The sequence below is a fragment of the Bradyrhizobium zhengyangense genome (genome assembly GCF_022012555.1).
GTDB lineage: Bacteria > Pseudomonadota > Alphaproteobacteria > Rhizobiales > Xanthobacteraceae > Bradyrhizobium > Bradyrhizobium zhengyangense.
In genome coordinates, this window is sequence record NZ_JAKLTZ010000035.1 from 1 (window position 1) to 16,802 (window position 16,802).

Sequence of the window (16,802 nt, forward strand, 5' to 3'; positions counted from 1 at the left end):
TTCGCTTCGGGGTTCAAACACTGCGTTCTTGGCACATTACGATGCCGTCTGGGGAGGGCGGCAACCATCCCATCTCATCTGGTGATCTGTGATGTGTCGGCCGGGCACGCGAGTGATTCCTCTTGGCGGAAGAACCACTTGCATAACCCCGCCGGCCGCGATCACCAGTCGGCGCGGTCCTCCTCGGGATCGCGCCGACGCTGGGCTCGTAACTCCGGTCGGGCTACGCCCTCCCTACGTCACGAGCCCAGCGAAACTCTCTCACCTTGATTGACGCTGCCTTCCATCCTGATCGCCGCGCGACAAGCTGACGCGGAGCCTTCGCATAGCGCAGTGCCAGATCCCGGCAGGTGAAGACGAACCCGAACGGGGTCTTCCATCCGAGCTGGGAGTGTGGTCGCGCGTCGTTGTAATCGGCCCGCCGGCACCCAGGCACGACACGGGCCTGGGCAGGGACGTAAACAGCGGCTCGCCCCGCAGCTGGCCATTGAAGTCTTCGATGCGCATTCTGCATAGGCTTGCCGGGCCCCATTTAGTGCCAGGCTAGGCGGCTCTGATCAGCCCACGACATGATGCCATTGCTGTCGGCCTCGCTGTTGTCGTTGACCACCATCTTGGAGTTGCCGCGCTCAATGGAGTTAAATCGGTTGCGCGATCAGCGGTTCGGACGCTGCAGACAGCCTGCGCGGCGGACGTAAGTCCGGTTCGCCGGCGGGGCGGAAGGCAAGCGGGGACCTAGCTGATCGAGAGATCGAGAAGCTCACGCTCAAGAAGCTCCAGCACGAGCAGTTCGGACAGTCCTCCGGAGCGAGGCGCATTGCTGGACTGGCTCGAGCTGCAGCTCGCTGGCCTGGAGGAAAAAGCTGGGCAGTCCAGACCGGTCTCAGGTGGCTGCGGACAAGATGGCGGTGCCATCGTTCGAGCGCCGCAAGCCAGCCCGCCGGCCACTGGCGGAGCATCTCCCACGGGAACGCATCGATCTATGCGCCACCTGCGATCTGCCCATGCATGCCTCCGGGCTGGGAATTGTCTGAGCCGTATCCTGGCGCGCTTTGGATAGCCAACGAGCCACCCTAGGCGGTATGCAAACAAAGCTTCGGCAACTTGCCACTTCATCGTCGGCCCCGCGATAGGAGTGCTGCGGTACAAACAAGCCCGCGAACCGCGCATGTCGGTCATCCACTCTGCCGAGCGTGGCTTTCCTCAAACAGACCGGAGCACCTTGTTTCTAAGCAGAACGTCGCCCTCAATCTCTCGCGGATACAGAGTAACCACTTCGAACGCGGGAAGGAGGTCAAGGATGGAGCGCAGTGAAAGCTGGCCTTCGTACAGTTCGCGGTCACTATACTCGGTGTAGATGAACCGTGTTCTGCCCAGGGTTTTCTGACCGCCAGCGATTACGTCCGACTCAGCTCCTTGAACATCCATCCAGATTAGATCAACAGGGCCGCTGAGACCAGCTTCGCCGCTCCAGTCATCCAGTCGCTGGGTCTCGACCAGAATCGAGTCATCAAAGCGAACCCAATCATATTCTGAAAGGTGATTTTTGGGTCTACGTATGGAGCCCGATAAGTCCCACCCCCTCGCATCTCCGTCCCCATTGCTCGGATGAAACTCGATGGTACCGTTTCGATCACTGATGGCGAGCTGCATGAGCGCCACGTTGGGTCGAGCCAGACGCTTATTCTCCTTGAAGCGAGCTATTGCGCGAGGGTCAGGTTCAAAGCAGTATACGCTGGCGTCTGGACACAGCTCAAGAAATCGCTGTGTGTCGCTACCATCATTGCATCCAATGTCCAAGATAACCGGGCATGTGACCCGAAGATGAGAAACGATCTTCTGGTGTATTTCCAGTGTAGGTAACGACTCTAGCATCTGTCCTTATCCTTTTCGTTGCGATGTGTGTTAACCGGTGGAACCAGGAGCCTGGGAGGTGCTGGCGGGTTGCTCAATAAGGGCACTCGTCGAGTAACGAGTAACAACGTTGAGAGGGCAATGGCAGCTCTGTTGCGAGGCTCTGGCGGATCATTGACCGGGGTAAGTAGCCTTTGGCTCAGAGCCGCGTTCACAAGTGGAAATTGCGAGGTCGAGGAAACGGTGCGGCTACCCGAGAGCACGCGATCGGAGGCGAGACAGGCAACCCTATGGTTGGATAGAGCGTCCACAATCGGTGAGATCTGGCCAAGCAGTAGGCAAATAGGAGCGTATCAACAATCGTGTTTCCGGTAGCGTTCTGCGCCCTAATATTCATTGAGGGATCTCTATTTGCGAGCTCGCACCGAGCTGCTGCTTACTATTGCGCGGCCCACCCTCGGCTGTACAATCGATTTCAATGATGGGCTATATTTGGCTAATGGATAGTTGGCCTCCAGAGGCCAGCGAAAAGGTCATTTAAATACAACACACGCGCAATCACCGTCCGATGGTGGCGCCTGGGGTCTGGCCGCGTGCTGCCGGGCGTACGGGGCCACCCGCACTCGCGATGATTATGGTCATTCAAACTTAGGTGGGGACCCGATGCCCTGCCCTCTCTAAGTTGATGTGCGACACCACGATGGCACGTCACTTACAAAGATGGCATCAATGGCCGTTGACATACTGCCGAGTGAACGGCTCCGGTGCTCGGTTTCAAGACCTATGTTCATACCAACTTGTGCACCGTGCAGGCCGCCGCGCCATGACAGGGTGCGAGATGACGGCCATAACGGCTGCAACTAATAGCTCAGAGCCGCATTAAAGGTCTCTCGGTCGAGCTCGCCCTCGGACGAGGCAACGATCACGCAGGCCACGCCGTTGCCACAGAGGTTGGTCAACGCGCGGCATTCGCTCATGAACTTGTCTATGCCCAGCACGATGGCCATGCCCGGCACGAGCCGTGGATCTACGACCGCGAGCGTCGCCGCCAGCGTGATGAAGCCTGCACCGGCGATGCCAGAGGCCCCCTTCGAGGTCAGCATCGCCACGAGCAGGATCGTGAGTTGCTGGCTGAACGTCAGATCGTAGCCGAGCGCCTGCGAGATAAAGAGCGTCGCTAGCGTCATGTAGATGTTGGTGCCGTCGAGATTGAACGAATAACCCGTGGGCACCACGAGGCCGACCACCGATTTTGAGCAGCCGAGACGTTCCAGCTTCTCCATCAAGGACGGCAGCGCGCTCTCCGAGGACGAGGTGCCGAGCACGATCAGCAGCTCGTCCTTGATGTAGGCGAGGAACTTGAAGATCGAGAAGCCGGCAAGGCGCGCGATAATGCCGAGCACCAGGAGCACGAATAGGGCCGCAGTGACGTAGAAGGTCGCGATCAGGCCCATCAAATTGAGGATCGCGCCGGTCCCGAACTTGCCGATCGTGTAGGCCATCGCGCCGAAGGCGCCGACCGGCGCCGCGCGCATTACGATCGAGATCACGCCGAACACCGCATGCGCGGCATCATCGATGAAGCTGCGGATCAAATGGCCGCGTTCGCCGAGCCCCAGGATAGCGAAGCCGAACAGGACGGAGAACAGCAGCACTTGCAGGATCTCGCCTTGCGCGAAGGCGCCGACCACGGTGTCGGGAATGATGTGCAGGATGAAGTCGACCGACTTCTGGCCTTCGGCCTGCTTGGCGTAGTTGGCGACCGCCTGCGCGTTGGCCGCCGCACTGCCGAAGCCCGCGCCCGGCCTCACGACATTGCCGATGATGAGGCCGATGATGAGCGCGAAGGTGGAGACGACCTCGAAATAGACCAACGCCTTCACGCCGATGCGTCCGACCTTCTTGGCATCATGGATATGGGCGATGCCGGAGACGACGGTGCAGAAGACGATCGGAGCGATCACCATCTTGATCAACTTGATGAAGCCCTCGCCCAGCGCCTTGATCCAGTCATTAGTGGCCAGGTGCGGCCAGCGCCAGCCGACGATGCCGCCGAGAGCAATTGCCGCCAAAACCTGGACATATAGCATTTTATGTGAGCGGGCTCCGGCACGCGGCTGCTCGGCGCGCCCGACGCCTCCAATGGGTTTGGTCATGTCTCCATCCTTCCTGGCGATCGGCTCCCAGTGTGCAGAACGAGCTTTGGCGTTGGCAGCGCCAGTGAGGCATAGTGGCCGGCATGTTATTGGGGCATGTGGGCGTGCTCAGGAAGGCGGCTTAAGCGGTTTCGCCTCAGGCCGATCCCGAGTTCATTCGAGTATTTTTAGGCTGTCGTGGATCAAACCAAAAAGAGCCAGCGATTGAGCTGTTTTTGCGCAGCCTCGTCGCCACCGGTCAGCGGGCAATAGCTGCCTTACACGCTCCCAGTCTAGGTGATCCAAAATCACGACCTTCATCTCCCAGTCGCAGCGTTCCGCCAAGAGGGTCTGTGGGCGTAAGCGCAGGTACTTCACTATTTCACGTTCCTGCATCCAATGTCTAAGGGCGCCTCGCTAGAGAAGACTGCGTTCTTCTTCGAGATCGATCAGGCTGCGTGGCGCATGATAGTAACGGGATGAGGAATCTGGTTATTCCCGGGCATCTGGATCATGCAGACGAAGTGTGCATGCGGACCTCCCCTATTCTCGTGAGCTTTGCCCTAAAAGAGCAAACTGCGTGCCACGAGTGTTACTGTTCAAGGAGAGCCTTATTATTGCGGAGACCATGGGGTGCGTAAACGCAGCCGATTGATTGCGGGTAGCAAGACGACTAATTGTGCAAGAGCTCTGGTAACGGTGGCCGGGCGGCGATCGTCTCACATCATTCACCATCTGGATGTGTCGCATCAATACAACCGATTGTACCAATCTGGAAAGATGAGCAAAGACGAGGAACGGAACGGCGGAATTGTCGCATTCGTTGCAATGATTACGTCAGTTTCGTCGGAGGGTGCACCAATCGGTCGGGAAGCCTTCGAGCCCGATCGGGTCAGCCCAACTGGCGCTCCGCGGGTCGTAAATCGCATGCCGAGGCATCATGTTTCATTGCTCAGCACAATCAACCGAGTGTAGTTCGCAGGCGCTCAAAGGAGCGCCGCGAGACCTAAGCCTTGATTTTGCTAAAGGCATGCTCATCATCTTGGTGATCATCGGACATTTGATACAATACGTTATTTGTAGAAATAACGAATATTGGCATTCGCCTTACTTCAAGTTCATCTACATGTTTCACATGCCGCTCTTCATGGCGATAAGCGGCTATTTGTCCCACGGAGCGCTAGTTTACAAGTCGCTGTCGCGCAGCGTCGCTGATCGTGTGAAGCAATTGTTGCTGCCGGCGCTATTTTGCGGCACGCTTCTCGAAGCAATCAAGTTGGGGGCGTTCAAGCTAGCTACGGGGTCAGTGCCAACAAGCCTGCGTGATGTACTGTTTGACCTTGCGAAGGAGCTAGTAGGCTCATATTGGTTCATTTGGACCACATTTGCCTCATTCCTCGTCATGAGGAGTCTTTTCGCGTTGTGCGGCCGGGTATCGGCCTGGGTGATTGGCACGTCAGCGATCTTTGTTGCCCTCACTCCGTTGACAGTTTCGATAGTGCCATTGGCGCGATACACTTACCCATTCTTTTGCCTTGGAGTCGTGTTCGCTCATTCGAAGGAATGGCGGACGGCCATAATCTCACGATACAAATCGCTCTTGATGGTCTTGCTTAGTGGAATGGCTTGTGCGTGCTATTTCAACTGGAACAAAACAACCTACGCCTACAACAACCTAGTACTGGTTCACGATACAAAGCAAGTGTTGCTTATGTTTCTTGGCTCTGCATCTGCCTCGGCAATTGCAATGGAAGTGTTGCTGCAGGTCTGGCGCTTTGGCTGTTCTAGTCGCGTGGTTCTCTTCGTTGCGGTAGGTCTTGGGCAGCGTACGCTGGTCCTTTATCTGATCCAGGGCGCCGTGTTCCGCTTGATGGACTTTATTTCGTTTGAAAGACCTTTCGAGCTATCAGTTAGAATCGCAATCGCTGCGGCGCTAGGGGCGGGAATTGTTGTCATCGCCGCAGCGATTCAGTGGATTGTGCGCGGCCTTCGAAGGATCTGGGAGTGTCGCCGGAGCGCTACTCGGATCGCTATTGGCCGTGTGGCCTCCGTTTGGGACAGAAGCGTTTAGCGTCGTGACGCCAGATGTGCCATCTTCGAACGCTTCCTGACCGATGGTCGCATCGAGCTCGACTCCAACATCGTCGAGCGCGCCATCAGGCCACAAACAATTACGAGAAAGAATAGTCTGTTTGCCGGCAGCGACGGCGGCAGACGAACCTGGGCGACCATCGCGACACTGTTGCAGACAGCGAAGAAGAACAACGTCGATCCGCTCGCTGGCTTGCTCTCACGCTTCAGCGTATCGCCAACGGCTGGCTGAGCAGCGAAATCCACGCCCTTATGCCATGGAACCACGCCATCTGACGGCCTCACCCTGCCGCTTACACTTGTGCCGTGGTTGGACACGATCATTCCTGGCTTGTCGCGTCGCTCGACGATCGCCGTCAGTTCGCGGGCGACGCGCCATCCTGAGATCCACTGGAGAACCTGTCTTGCACAAAGTCCAGCGACGGCTCGCGTTGGGCCACGCCTCGACAAGGGTCGTGGCACGGTCCCACGGCTTTGTGGCGAGCCCGCCGCTGGCGGACGGGGGGCCTTTCCCGCGATAAAAGTCACTAGATCCGGTTAGTTGCCGGGGCTCTCCCTCGCTGCCGCGGCTCGGCTAGTGCCGGCTATTCGGCTCGTGGATCGCTCAACCAGCCCCGCAGAGCCGTGCGCATGGTGACAGGAGCTAGCGCGATCATCCACTCTTACCCGACCTATCTGAAACCCACTTGGTAGCCGCACACACCTGGTGGATTAAATCGAAAACCGTACGCGAGCTCCAGGGGATATCAGAAAGATAAGAGAGACGAATTCGCGGCTGAGCAAGTTAAATAGCGTCCCATTTGCAGGAGATGCTCGCGCCTGATCGCTGTAAGGTAGACACACATGAATGGATCACCGCACCACGATAAGCTCGTGAGAGCCGAGCGATGCAGCGCACTAATCCAGACTCAACTCGTCAAAACGCGATGTCGTGACGGCAGGCGCAGAGCTCGTGTGGTCCGCGGGGCACCATGCTTTGAGAGTTGCATAATGTGACGCTTGTGATTGGGCAAGCCAGACGAGATACAGACATCAAATGCGATCGCGAAACCGCCAAATCGGGTTAGGGGGGCTCAAGCTCTATTTGCGCCCTTCCCTTCAAGGGTGAACGAGATGCAGCATCCTGCCCGGGGGGCGACGAATTTACCGAGATGTTGTGGAATACGGGAACGACCCCGCACGTTCCAATCCACATGGAACACGAGAGAATTGCACTGGCCCGATAGCGAAGGTTTGTCGTTGCCCACGACTGCTGCTTCGGGCGCAGGCCCCCTGAAGGGCGGATCACTAGCTAATGCCATCATCAATGGCGTGGTTACGAGAGGGATAATAATAGAGAGCCATCGAGTTAGGACCCTGATTAGCGCCGGTGACCGAGAGGCAAGCCAAGTTTTCGCGCCTTCTGACGCAGCGACCCAACGGTACGCTTTGTAAGCTTTGCAATTTGAATGACCGGTGTTTTGGCCCTTGAATGGGCGCGGAGTTCCTTCACGTCCGCTCTACTGTACTCGCGTCGCGCAATCTTCTTTTTTACCTGTTTTGCCATACTTGCTCCGGTGTCCTATTTACGCGAACAATATCAGGAAGGCACCGGTCTTGCCAAGGCTTACAAGCACTTCTGGGATGCATTCGCTAGTCGGCGGCCGTGCCAGCCTCATTCGTGAAGAGCGGCATGTCTTCGGCGGCATCTTTTATCGCCACCCCGGGGGAAGCGCCTGAATGTGCCAGCGTCGCATTTGCATCATCAGCAAGGATTGATCCGCGAACAGTCGGGACTTGCGAGCGCATGATGGATCGGGAGTATCTGTTCGCAGTCGCATCAACCGTTCCTCTCGCTTGAAAGCAAGTGAGCCTGTATAGCGCGACAATCTGGGTGGGGAGCTTCCACCCTAATTGCCGCGCGGCATGAGCCTGAGAAATCGGGGCGCAGCGAACGTGTTGATCTCCCACGCAAGTTAGGCGGCGCAGTGTCGAGCATTGTAAGCGAACTATCCATCACTTCGGGTGCAAGCTATGGTTGTTCTCACTTAGCCGGACGTGACCAAGCGCAGCGTTGGATCGGTAGCACCGGAATTATTCTCTGAGCAGTTCGCGCGCCGGGCATCCGTCGGATCAGGACCAGAAAAGCTCAGGGGATCGTCTGAACTTGTGGGCACCCGGCAGCGGCCATGCTTCATTGCCTTGCCAAAGTACGGTTCTTCGATTTCACTGTATGTCCCTTTGAGAAGCGGCACTCCTCGTTCGTTGGGGAAGCGTAGTGAATAAGGCCGGCGCGGTAGGCTTCTCTGATTGCCACAGTGCGCGTACTTGTACCCATCTTTCGCATAATGTTCTTCATGTGGAAGTCGACTGAATTCCCGCTGATGTGGAGGAGCCGGCCGATATGCCAGGAAGACCTGCCTTCCGCCGCGTGCAAGAGGATCTCTTTTTCACGTGGAGTGAAAGTAACATTCAGATATCGGTTCTCATCTGGTAGGGGCGCGATAAGGCCATAACCGATGTGGAATTGAGAGGCCAGTGCGGCGAGGTGAAGTAAGGAGCCTTTCGGATCAGCCCGATCGCTTTCGGAGGCAAACAGCGCCACGGATACATGGCCCTGCGCTGCGAAAAGGGGAACGCTTATGCCGCGCTTAAAGCCCGCTATTTTGTAGAAATCCAGTGCGCGTTGCTCTTCTGGCAGCAATCGACATCGTGCAGACAGCTCCTCCCAGCATATTGGGCGTGAAAAACGCCGTGATCGATGAATTGCGGGGTCTATATTGCCGTATTCGTGTTCTGCGTAGGGCTTACTCCAGTGGGATGGAAAGTTCGAGGCGATCATGGGGGCAGGACTTTCACGAAGGCGTTTGGGCGGGGCGTATGTTACTGCCGCATATGCTACTGAACCGAAGCCCAGCTTTCCTGCTTTGCTTACCAGCATTTGGAACAGAGGTGAAAGCGACTGCGTGTTGGCTGCGCAATTGATCAAGTCGTAGTTCATAGCTGCCACGCGATGGGTTCATGCTTGGGGAGTTGATTGCGGGGTAGACGAGCGGTCCGACTGATATCGACTGTCATCCGTCTCCCGGTGGCCGCCGAGATGAGGACCAGCGGGCTTGGTTGTAGGTCCTCACTCCGAGACGGTAGTAGCGACTGCCTTTCTTGGCGCTTTGGCATAAGACTGGGTGCGGGCGGTGGCGTCGCTCCTACGGTGTGATGCGCCGCTTGTTCCGACTCGTGCAGGACGAGCGGGATGTATCCGGCGGACCGGCGCTGCGGAAGCCGGCGAGCAAAACTAACGACGTGCTGCCTAAAGGCCCTGCTTTGTTTAAGGCGCGTGCGGCGTCCACATAGGCTCGGATGAACGCAAAGACGTAACTTTTTAGGTAATCGCGAGGTCAGCGTCGCGCGGTTGTCGTGAGCATTCACAACTCTATGACCGGGTTTGACGCGCTTTCTTGCGGTGTTCCTATTGCGTATGCGCCGCTGTTCGGTGTCTGAGTGGGGACAAGCTACGAAGCCATTGCTCATGTGGATCTCCAACGCTTTTATGCTCGGTGAGCAAGTTGCGTGCCGCTGGGTCGACCAGCTGCATGCAGGCGCCATGTTACGATTGTTGTTAAGAATGCCGTGGTGATGCGCGTGCTTAGGAGCACAATAGAACTAGCGGGTAATGCACAGCTGATGGGCGAGAGCGGTGACTTCTGTTCTTGAAGATGGAAGTCTTCGCTTGTGATCGCGAGCAGGCGATCACAATGAAACAGGGACTATGGGTCAGCCGAAATGGCCCAAGGGGTATCGATCGGATGCCACGCGAGCGCAGTTGCCCAGAGCTCGCTAACTTCCTGAGGAAATCCGTTATCGCTTAGGAGCGGCTCTGGCCGAGAGACCCTGACCTAAGCGGCACGTTTGAATCAGGTGTGTTGATTTGGGTTCCGTTCTCAAAAGACGATCGCCGATCTTCGGGCATGACAGTCGGGCGCGCTGCAATGTTCTATCGTGAGATCTCTTGGCCGCCGCATGCCCGGGCTAAGCGTGGTGCCCGCTCTCAGCGGTATCGAAGGCACCGTCAAGCGGCTAATAACACCAGCGTATACGGTGCTCAGATGCGGCGATTTACGCCGTCTAGCGAGGCCTTGCTTTAGCGGAATATTGGGAGGTAAGCGTCTTGTCAGTCACTCTGCTGAGCCAAGACAAATTGTGAGAGATCAACGCTAGTTATGGAGCGATCTAAAACAAACAGTTGTTGGGACCCAAGGGGCTCTCGCTTTAGCTCATTCAAGTCAGCCGAGCACGGCTGGCGCGGTGAGGTGTTTCGTTTCAGACGAGGAGCACAGAGGTGTGCCCCCAAAAAAACGTCGCATGCGCGCTATCCAACGCCTCTGTACGAAAAGGGACCCGGCTCGGCCGGCCCACCGTCCTCGGCCGCTCGTTTCGCTCCTGATCTCAGCGGTGACTACCGCTTGCGCGAATGCCATCGCAACCGTACCTCGGCTGGCCTCGCTCCCCGGGAAATACAAGGATGGTTGCGGAACGGTGGTCATGGCCGGTGGGCTCGCTTCGAAGGAAATGCCAGAAGAGCGTTCCGTGGTCGGGCTGCCTGTCCATCGCATGGAATTTATCTAGTCTTGGCCAGAACTCGACGCTCATTTGGCAACTTACTTCTATGCGACGGCATGCAGGGCAGTGAGTTCATCTTGTCGCCTCTCAGCGTGTCCCCCTCTTCTCTCTTGGTTAGTCGAGGCACGGCTCTTGCTGCCTACAAAGAAGCATCACCATCCCGCCTCCCTTGTGGTGATGTTAGGGGCGGGTTCGGCACGACCAGCTGCTGCCGGACCGCCCCGACGATCGTAGACGATAACAGATGAGAGTGGGCCTTAGGCCAACCTATTTGTGATTCGCGGCACGTGCCGTGCAAAGCGCTGTGTCCTTGCTGCATGGTCGCAGTTCGCTCCATGCTCCGTGACGCCGAACGTCTTGTGATCTGCGAGAAGATGGCGCGTTTAGCGGTGGATGATCGAGCCGTTAATCCGCGCGCAAGGGGCTGGTTCGCGAGCTCGCTTTGCAGGGGTGCCAAAGGACCGCTTGTCGGGTCTCAAACGAGGGCTCGTTGATGGAGCCGAATCGACTTGTTCTCTCGGCGATCTCGAAGCGCTGTCTGCCGTTGTGTTAGGTAGGAGCATGGGTATTGTGGCATGCCGTCGCTCATCCTCGCGGCTGCCTTTGATTGCCTCGATCAGAAGCGAAGTGTCCGCTGGTTCGCTTCAACAGAGTAGAAGCTTGTAGTGCAACGAGTAGCTGTTACGTTCTGTTACTCGAAGAACTGTGCTGCTTCGAGGACCTCGCAGCAAGTTCCTGATGGACCGTACTCGTTCGTGCGGCCCAATCAGTGGGACGTGGAGTTACGGTCTCGATTGGGCGCGTGATGATGTAAGAGCCCAGAGCCGCGCGACGATGCGTGGGGCAAAATTGATGCTCTCCCTTGCGCCTCAACCCAAAAGCGCTGACACTCAGCCTGGCTCGAGTCTAATTGGGGCCGGCCTTGGAGTTCTGCAGCTACGAGATCAGCGACAAACTCTTATGATTTGCGACCAATTCGAGATCGTGTTCCGTGGCGTGGTGTAGCTGAGTGCGGGTCACCGCGTTCGCCGGCATGGGCCGGATCGGTCGCTGGCGATTGCCGGGAAGCTGACGGCGGGATCATCGCCCAACGGGGCGATGGTTTCCAGTGTCATGTAGCGGCCGCGCTGGACCGCCCACTCGTCGTTCTGGTCGAGCAGGATCGCACCGACGAGGCGTCGATGGCGTCTTCATTGGGGAAGATGCCGACCACTTCGGTGCGGCGCTTGATCTCGCCATTGACCCGTTCGAGCGGATTGGTAACCGGTATGAGAGTTCTCGGTGCCAACGTTCCGCTGCGGTGTTCGACATCGTGGCGTATGGTGCGACCATCGGGACAGAGGCACCGGGAGCACGAAGGTGCGGGCAGGCCGATACACACGATGAGCCGAGAGCTCGTGTTAGTAGCTGGCCGCCTCTGCGACTTGCCCGGTTGCGCCGTGAGCGCGAGTCCGTAGTTGTCGTGTCGCCCGCCGCTCCCGCAATAATCAACGGAAGGGAGGACGCGCAGATGCGACGCGTGATTGGTATCGATGTTCACCGAACCTTCGGCGAGGTGGTAATCTGGAAAGACGGCATCCTTCGACATGCGGGCCGGGTCGACATGACCCGGGCCGCCCTTGAAGGATGGGCAAGAGTCTGCGGTCGACCGACGAAGTGGTGATCGAGGCGACTGGAAATAGCATGGCGGTGTCGCGGGTGCTGACGCCATTCGTGGCGCGGGTGACTATCGCCAATCCGTTGCAGGTGAAGGCGATCGCTCAGGCGCACGTCAAGACTGACAAGATCGACGCCGGTACACTCGCCAGCCTGCAGGCGGCGGGCTCCCTGCCGCAGATCTGGACGCCTGATGCGGAGACCGAACGCAAGCGCAGGCTGGTGGCGCGGCGCTACCAGGTCGTGCGGCATCGCACGCGGCTCAAGAACGAAGTGCATTCGATCCTGAATGCGCACCTGATCCCAAAGTGCTCGCATGCCGATCTTTTCAATGCCCGCGGCCGGGCGTGGCTGGCCGCTCAACAGTTTCCGGACGATGAGCGCGCGGCGATCGATCGGCACGTTCGTGAGCTCGACCGGCTGGCGGAGGACTTGGCCCTGCTCGACCGCGAGATCGCGCAGGACGCCATCGACGATTCCGCGGTCAACAGAGTGATGACGATCACCAGCGTGAATGTGACAGTCGCTACCGGGATCGTGGCGGCGATCGGCGACATCAGCCGGTTCAGCAGCCCGCAGAAGCTGGTGAGCTATTTCGGGCTGAACCCGAGGGTGCGGCAGTCGGGACTGGGAGCCGCCCATCACGGTCGAATCAGCAAGATCGGCCGCAGTCACGCATGCGCCATACTGGTTGAGGCGGCCTGGGCAGCGGCCAAGGCGCCCGGTCCACTGCATGCGTTTTTCGTGCGCATCCGTGCGCGGCGTGGCCACCAGATCGCCGCGGTCGCCGTGGCTCGGAAGCTCACTGTGCTCTGCTGGCATTTGTTGACAAGGGGCGAAGATTACCTGTGGGCCCGCCCAGCGATGGTCGCCAATAAGACCCGCGCGATGCAACTTCAAGCCGGACATCCGCAACAGAAAGGCAACCGGCGTGGACCAGCCTATACCTGCAACATCAAGGCGCTGCGCGATGGCGAGATGTCGATTGCCGCCCAGGCGGAGCGAAGCTACGAACGGTTCATGTCGCAATGGAAAGCGCGGCGGCCAAAAACCGGCGCGCGGGCGCCTCAGTTCGGCAAGACAAAATAGGGCAGTCCGGTGACGCTTGCAGCCGACGCGTCACGCTTCGCCACGAGGTCGCCCGCGCCCAACAATCATAATCGCAGCTGACGGCAACTTCCAGCCGGGCCAGTCCCGTTCCACGCAGCCGCCGTGCTCGGGCGGATCATGGCCAAGCCTTGCGGTAGCCGCAAATGCGGCCAGCCTTGACCGCCCCTGCGCGCGGCGGCTGCGTGATCGGTGGCCGGGACGGAAGAATGACCCGCGCGACCGAACAAAAGAATGGACTTACAGCGATTTTCGCAGTCGTCGTCTCGGTCTGAAGAAATCGCTTGTCCATCTCATCCGTCGAGTGCAGCTTGGCGCGATGCGCGGCTGGGAAGCTCATGTAGGCGAGCACGTCGGTTTCGGCCTCGTCGAGGAAGGCGGCGAGCTTCGGGAGCTTGGGGCGGAGCTGGTCGGTGATGCGCCGCCATTGCGCCCGCGCCTCCTCGGCATGGTCCTGGGCAAAGGCGGTGGCGATGAAGGAGGAGACGACGCGCCGGCCGCTCTTGCCGGCATGCGCCAGCGCGTTGCGCATGAAGTGCACGCGGGGGTCGTTGAAAAAGCTGCAATTGGCTGATTCCGTTCTCGTCGGCGATTCGCGATTGGCGGAGCAAACGAGATGCTGGGGCGCAAGGAGCGGGATCAGTTGGAGCTCTTCATCACTGGCTCGCTCAGACAGCTCGTCCCAGATGAGCACGTGCTGGCACGGGTCGATCGTGTGCTCGACCTATCTTGGCTAAGGGAAGAGGTCTCCGACCGCTATAGCGCGAACGACGGTCGGCCGGGCGTCGATCCGGAGGCCGCGGTCCGCCTGATGCTCGCGGGTCTGCTCACCGGCATCGTACACGATCGCAAGCTGATCCGAGAGGCTCAGGTTAACATCGCCATTCGCTGGTTTGCTGGTTATGGCCTGCATGAGCGGCTACCGCACCATTCCAGCCTGACGCGCATCCGCCAGCGCTGGGGCGAAGAGCGATTCCGTAGGATCTTTAAACGCACGGTCCAGGCCTGTCTGAAGGCCAAGATCGCAACAGCCGAAGTGGTTCACATCGATGCGTCGCTAATCCGCGCCAACGTGAGTTGGGATAGCCTCACCGAGCAGCATGCGGTGGATGTGCTGAGCGAAAATCAAAGCGAAGATGAAAGCGAGGATGAGAGAAAGGGCCGGCAAAGCGGGAAGTACAAAAAGGTCTGCACGACTGATCCCGATGCGACAATGGCTACGAATGCCCGAAACCGGCGGCTGGAACCCGCTTACAAGCAGCACACTGCCGTCGATGACAAGGTCGGTGTCATTCTGGATGTCGCGGTCACGACTGAACAAACGAACGAAGGAGAGATGATCGAGCCGCAAGTCGATGAGATCGAAGCGATTACGGGCATCGACATCAAGGTCGTCACCGCCGATGCGGGCTATGCCTACGCTAAAGTCTACGGCGCGCTCGAGCGGCGCGGCATTGATGCCCTCATCCCAGCTAAAGCCGAACCAATCAAGAGTCGCGTACCGCTCAGACGCTTCCGGTACGATGCCAAGAACGACATCTTGAAGTGCCCGCGAGGACGTATCTTGCGCCCCGCGCGGCCCATCAAGCACGGCCGTTTCTTTTACGCGAAGGCGAAGGATTGCACCCGGTGTCCGCTCAAGCGGGATTGCCTATCCAAAGGGCGGGTTAACAAAGCGGTCGTTGTCGGTGACCATTATCCGGCACTGCTGCGCGCCCGCCGCCGTCGCGAGCGATGGAGTAAGCAGGATCGACATCTCTATCAACGCCATCGCTGGCGCTCAGAGGGATTCCACGGCGAAGCCAAAACTTGGCATGGGCTGGCGCGCGCCGTACGGCGCGGTCTACCGAATATGAAGATCCAGGCCTACCTGACGGCCGCCGCCATCAACCTCAAGCGGCTGGCAACCGCTCTCCTTGCGCTTATTCTGTCTTGGATTGTCCCTCAAAATGCGTTTGCGGCTTCAGATCGCGCCGTAGCGCGGGCTTTGACGCGAGGGCCATGATAGGCCGGTCGCTGCATCGCGCGAATCTATGGGCCACTTCTTCAACGACCCCACGCGGCAGCGCTGCCAGGAGGCGTTGAGCACCTTGGCCACGGTCGCCTTGATCCCCTCGTGGGCGTCGGAGACCACCAGCTTGACGCCGCGCAATCCCCGCCGCGCCAGCTTGTGCAGGAACGCGGTCCAGAACGTCTCGGCCTCGGACGGGCCGATGTCCATGCCGAGCACCTCGCGCCTTCCGTCGCTGTTGACGCCGACCGCGATGATCACCGCGACCGAGATGATGCGCCCGTTCTGGCGCACCTTCACATAGGTGGCGTCGATCCACAGATAGGGCCAATTGCCCTCGATCGGGCGGTTGAGGAAGGCCTTCACCTTGTCGTCGATCTCACCGCACAGCCGCGACACCTGGCTCTTGGAGATGCCGCTCATGCCCTTCGCCTGCATCTGGTCGTCGACCGAGCGAGTCGAGACGCCGTGGACATAGGCCTCCTGCACCACCGCGGTGAGCGCCTTCTCGGCCATCCGCCGCGGCTCCAGGAAGCCGGGGAAGTAGGAGCCTTTGCGCAGCTTGGGAATGCGCAGCTCGACGGTGCCGGCGCGGGTCTCCCAGCTCCGATCGCGGTAGCCGTTACGCTGGACCTGCCGCTCTTGGCTCTTCTCGCCGTACGCGGCTCCGGTCAGGCCCTCGACCTCCAGCTCCATCAGCCGGTGGGCAGCAAAGCCGATCATCTCGCGCAACAGATCAGCATCGGGGATCTTCTCTACGAGCGTGCGCAGGTTCATCATGTCGTCGGTCATCGGTGGTTCCTCGAGTCAGGTTGGCTGTCGCAATCCAAACCTTACCGACGAATCATCGGTGACCACTCGCAAAGCCGCTCGCTCGCTACAGCGCTATGGGGGAGCGCGCGTCGCGAGCGGCTTTGCTAATGAGCTACACCACTCCCTGGGACACGACCCCACTCTCGTCACTCCGAGATTAAGGAGGTAAGCCAGTTGCGAGTACCGCGTCGGAATCCAACGCCAAAAGGTGTGACGTATGCGCAATGCAAGCAAAGATGGTGTAAATGCTCGCCTCTCAGCGGGTAGTCGCAGGAGCGCCGGCTTGCCCTATCTGCCTCAATCAGGCCGTTTCAGCTGAAACAAGTTGCCTCGACCTGTACAACCCAAGTGGCGGCTGCAAGGTACCTTGCCACCTCATGCGGCAAGGATTCAGGTTGTTGATTTTGCTGGTATGTTGGAACGTGGTACTGTCGATCGAGGTGTGCCAGGAATATCGGAGCACGGTGATCTTCGGGCAGGCGAAGTCCTGAGCGGGAAGTCTGGGCTGGTCGCGCTCGTTTGCGGCTTTGTTCTCT

6 protein-coding genes and 7 pseudogenes are annotated in these 16,802 nt (G+C 58.9%); 5 read left to right on the forward strand and 8 right to left on the reverse strand.

The window, feature by feature from the left end; genetic code table 11:
- Positions 1–316 precede the first annotated feature (316 nt).
- Positions 317–631 (reverse strand): annotated as a pseudogene (locus tag L6639_RS41350) (integrase core domain-containing protein); the annotation flags it as partial.
- Between the two features lie 232 nt (positions 632–863).
- Between L6639_RS41350 and L6639_RS43680 the strand changes: the two are divergent.
- Positions 864–1,034 carry a transposase domain-containing protein gene (locus L6639_RS43680; protein WP_476727273.1) on the forward strand — a complete coding sequence of 57 codons (171 nt, stop codon included), beginning with the start codon at positions 864–866 and terminating at the stop codon, positions 1,032–1,034.
- A gap of 169 nt (positions 1,035–1,203) precedes the next feature.
- Here the strand turns inward: L6639_RS43680 and L6639_RS41360 are convergent, their stop codons facing one another.
- Positions 1,204–1,875 (reverse strand): FkbM family methyltransferase, encoded by a 672-nt coding sequence (locus L6639_RS41360; RefSeq protein ID WP_128929894.1) that lies wholly within the window; start codon positions 1,873–1,875, stop codon positions 1,204–1,206.
- An 839-nt stretch (positions 1,876–2,714) separates the two neighbouring features.
- Positions 2,715–3,944: a C4-dicarboxylate transporter DctA gene (dctA, locus tag L6639_RS41365; RefSeq protein WP_206733223.1), complete on the reverse strand. Its 1,230-nt coding sequence runs from the start codon at positions 3,942–3,944 to the stop codon at positions 2,715–2,717.
- Between the two features lie 985 nt (positions 3,945–4,929).
- Here dctA and nolL point away from each other — a divergent pair.
- Positions 4,930–6,060, forward strand: coding sequence for a nodulation factor fucose acetyltransferase NolL (gene nolL / locus L6639_RS41370; RefSeq protein WP_128929892.1), 1,131 nt, complete (start codon positions 4,930–4,932; stop codon positions 6,058–6,060).
- Between the two features lie 9 nt (positions 6,061–6,069).
- Positions 6,070–6,356 (forward strand): annotated as a pseudogene (locus tag L6639_RS41375) (transposase domain-containing protein); the annotation flags it as partial.
- Here the strand turns inward: L6639_RS41375 and L6639_RS43685 are convergent.
- The 3 genes and pseudogenes from L6639_RS43685 to L6639_RS41385 form a co-directional block, all read right to left on the reverse strand.
- Positions 6,336–6,639: pseudogene (locus tag L6639_RS43685) on the reverse strand (IS3 family transposase); the annotation flags it as partial. The pseudogenes L6639_RS41375 and L6639_RS43685 overlap by 21 nt on opposite strands.
- A gap of 1,614 nt (positions 6,640–8,253) precedes the next feature.
- Positions 8,254–9,060 (reverse strand): helix-turn-helix transcriptional regulator, encoded by an 807-nt coding sequence (locus L6639_RS41380; protein WP_128929890.1) that lies wholly within the window; start codon positions 9,058–9,060, stop codon positions 8,254–8,256.
- 2,635 nt (positions 9,061–11,695) lie between these two features.
- Positions 11,696–11,955 (reverse strand): annotated as a pseudogene (locus L6639_RS41385) (transposase); the annotation flags it as partial.
- Between the two features lie 252 nt (positions 11,956–12,207).
- Between L6639_RS41385 and L6639_RS41390 the strand changes: the two are divergent.
- Positions 12,208–13,424: pseudogene (locus L6639_RS41390) on the forward strand (IS110 family RNA-guided transposase).
- A 312-nt stretch (positions 13,425–13,736) separates the two neighbouring features.
- Here L6639_RS41390 and L6639_RS41395 read toward each other — a convergent pair.
- Positions 13,737–13,986, reverse strand: a pseudogene (locus L6639_RS41395) (transposase); the annotation flags it as partial.
- Between the two features lie 72 nt (positions 13,987–14,058).
- Here L6639_RS41395 and L6639_RS41400 point away from each other — a divergent pair.
- The gene (locus L6639_RS41400) at positions 14,059–15,447 is read left to right on the forward strand and encodes a transposase (protein WP_128929889.1); all 1,389 of its coding nucleotides are present in this window, start codon (positions 14,059–14,061) and stop codon (positions 15,445–15,447) included.
- 51 nt (positions 15,448–15,498) lie between these two features.
- On the opposite strand, the pseudogene L6639_RS41405 reads toward L6639_RS41400, so the two are convergent.
- A pseudogene (locus L6639_RS41405) lies at positions 15,499–16,245 on the reverse strand (IS256 family transposase); the annotation flags it as partial.
- Between the last annotated feature and the right edge of the window lie 557 nt (positions 16,246–16,802).

What these genes read in the sequence shown, in the direction of transcription:
- L6639_RS41360 (WP_128929894.1), bottom strand. Translation starts at nt 1,875, where the DNA reads ATGCTAGAGTCGTTACCTACACTGGAAATACACCAGAAGATCGTTTCT.
- dctA (WP_206733223.1), bottom strand. Translation starts at nt 3,944, where the DNA reads ATGCTATATGTCCAGGTTTTGGCGGCAATTGCTCTCGGCGGCATCGTC.
- nolL (WP_128929892.1), top strand. Translation starts at nt 4,930, where the DNA reads ATGTTTCATTGCTCAGCACAATCAACCGAGTGTAGTTCGCAGGCGCTC.
- L6639_RS41380 (WP_128929890.1), bottom strand. Translation starts at nt 9,060, where the DNA reads ATGAACTACGACTTGATCAATTGCGCAGCCAACACGCAGTCGCTTTCA.
- L6639_RS41400 (WP_128929889.1), top strand. Translation starts at nt 14,059, where the DNA reads ATGCTGGGGCGCAAGGAGCGGGATCAGTTGGAGCTCTTCATCACTGGC.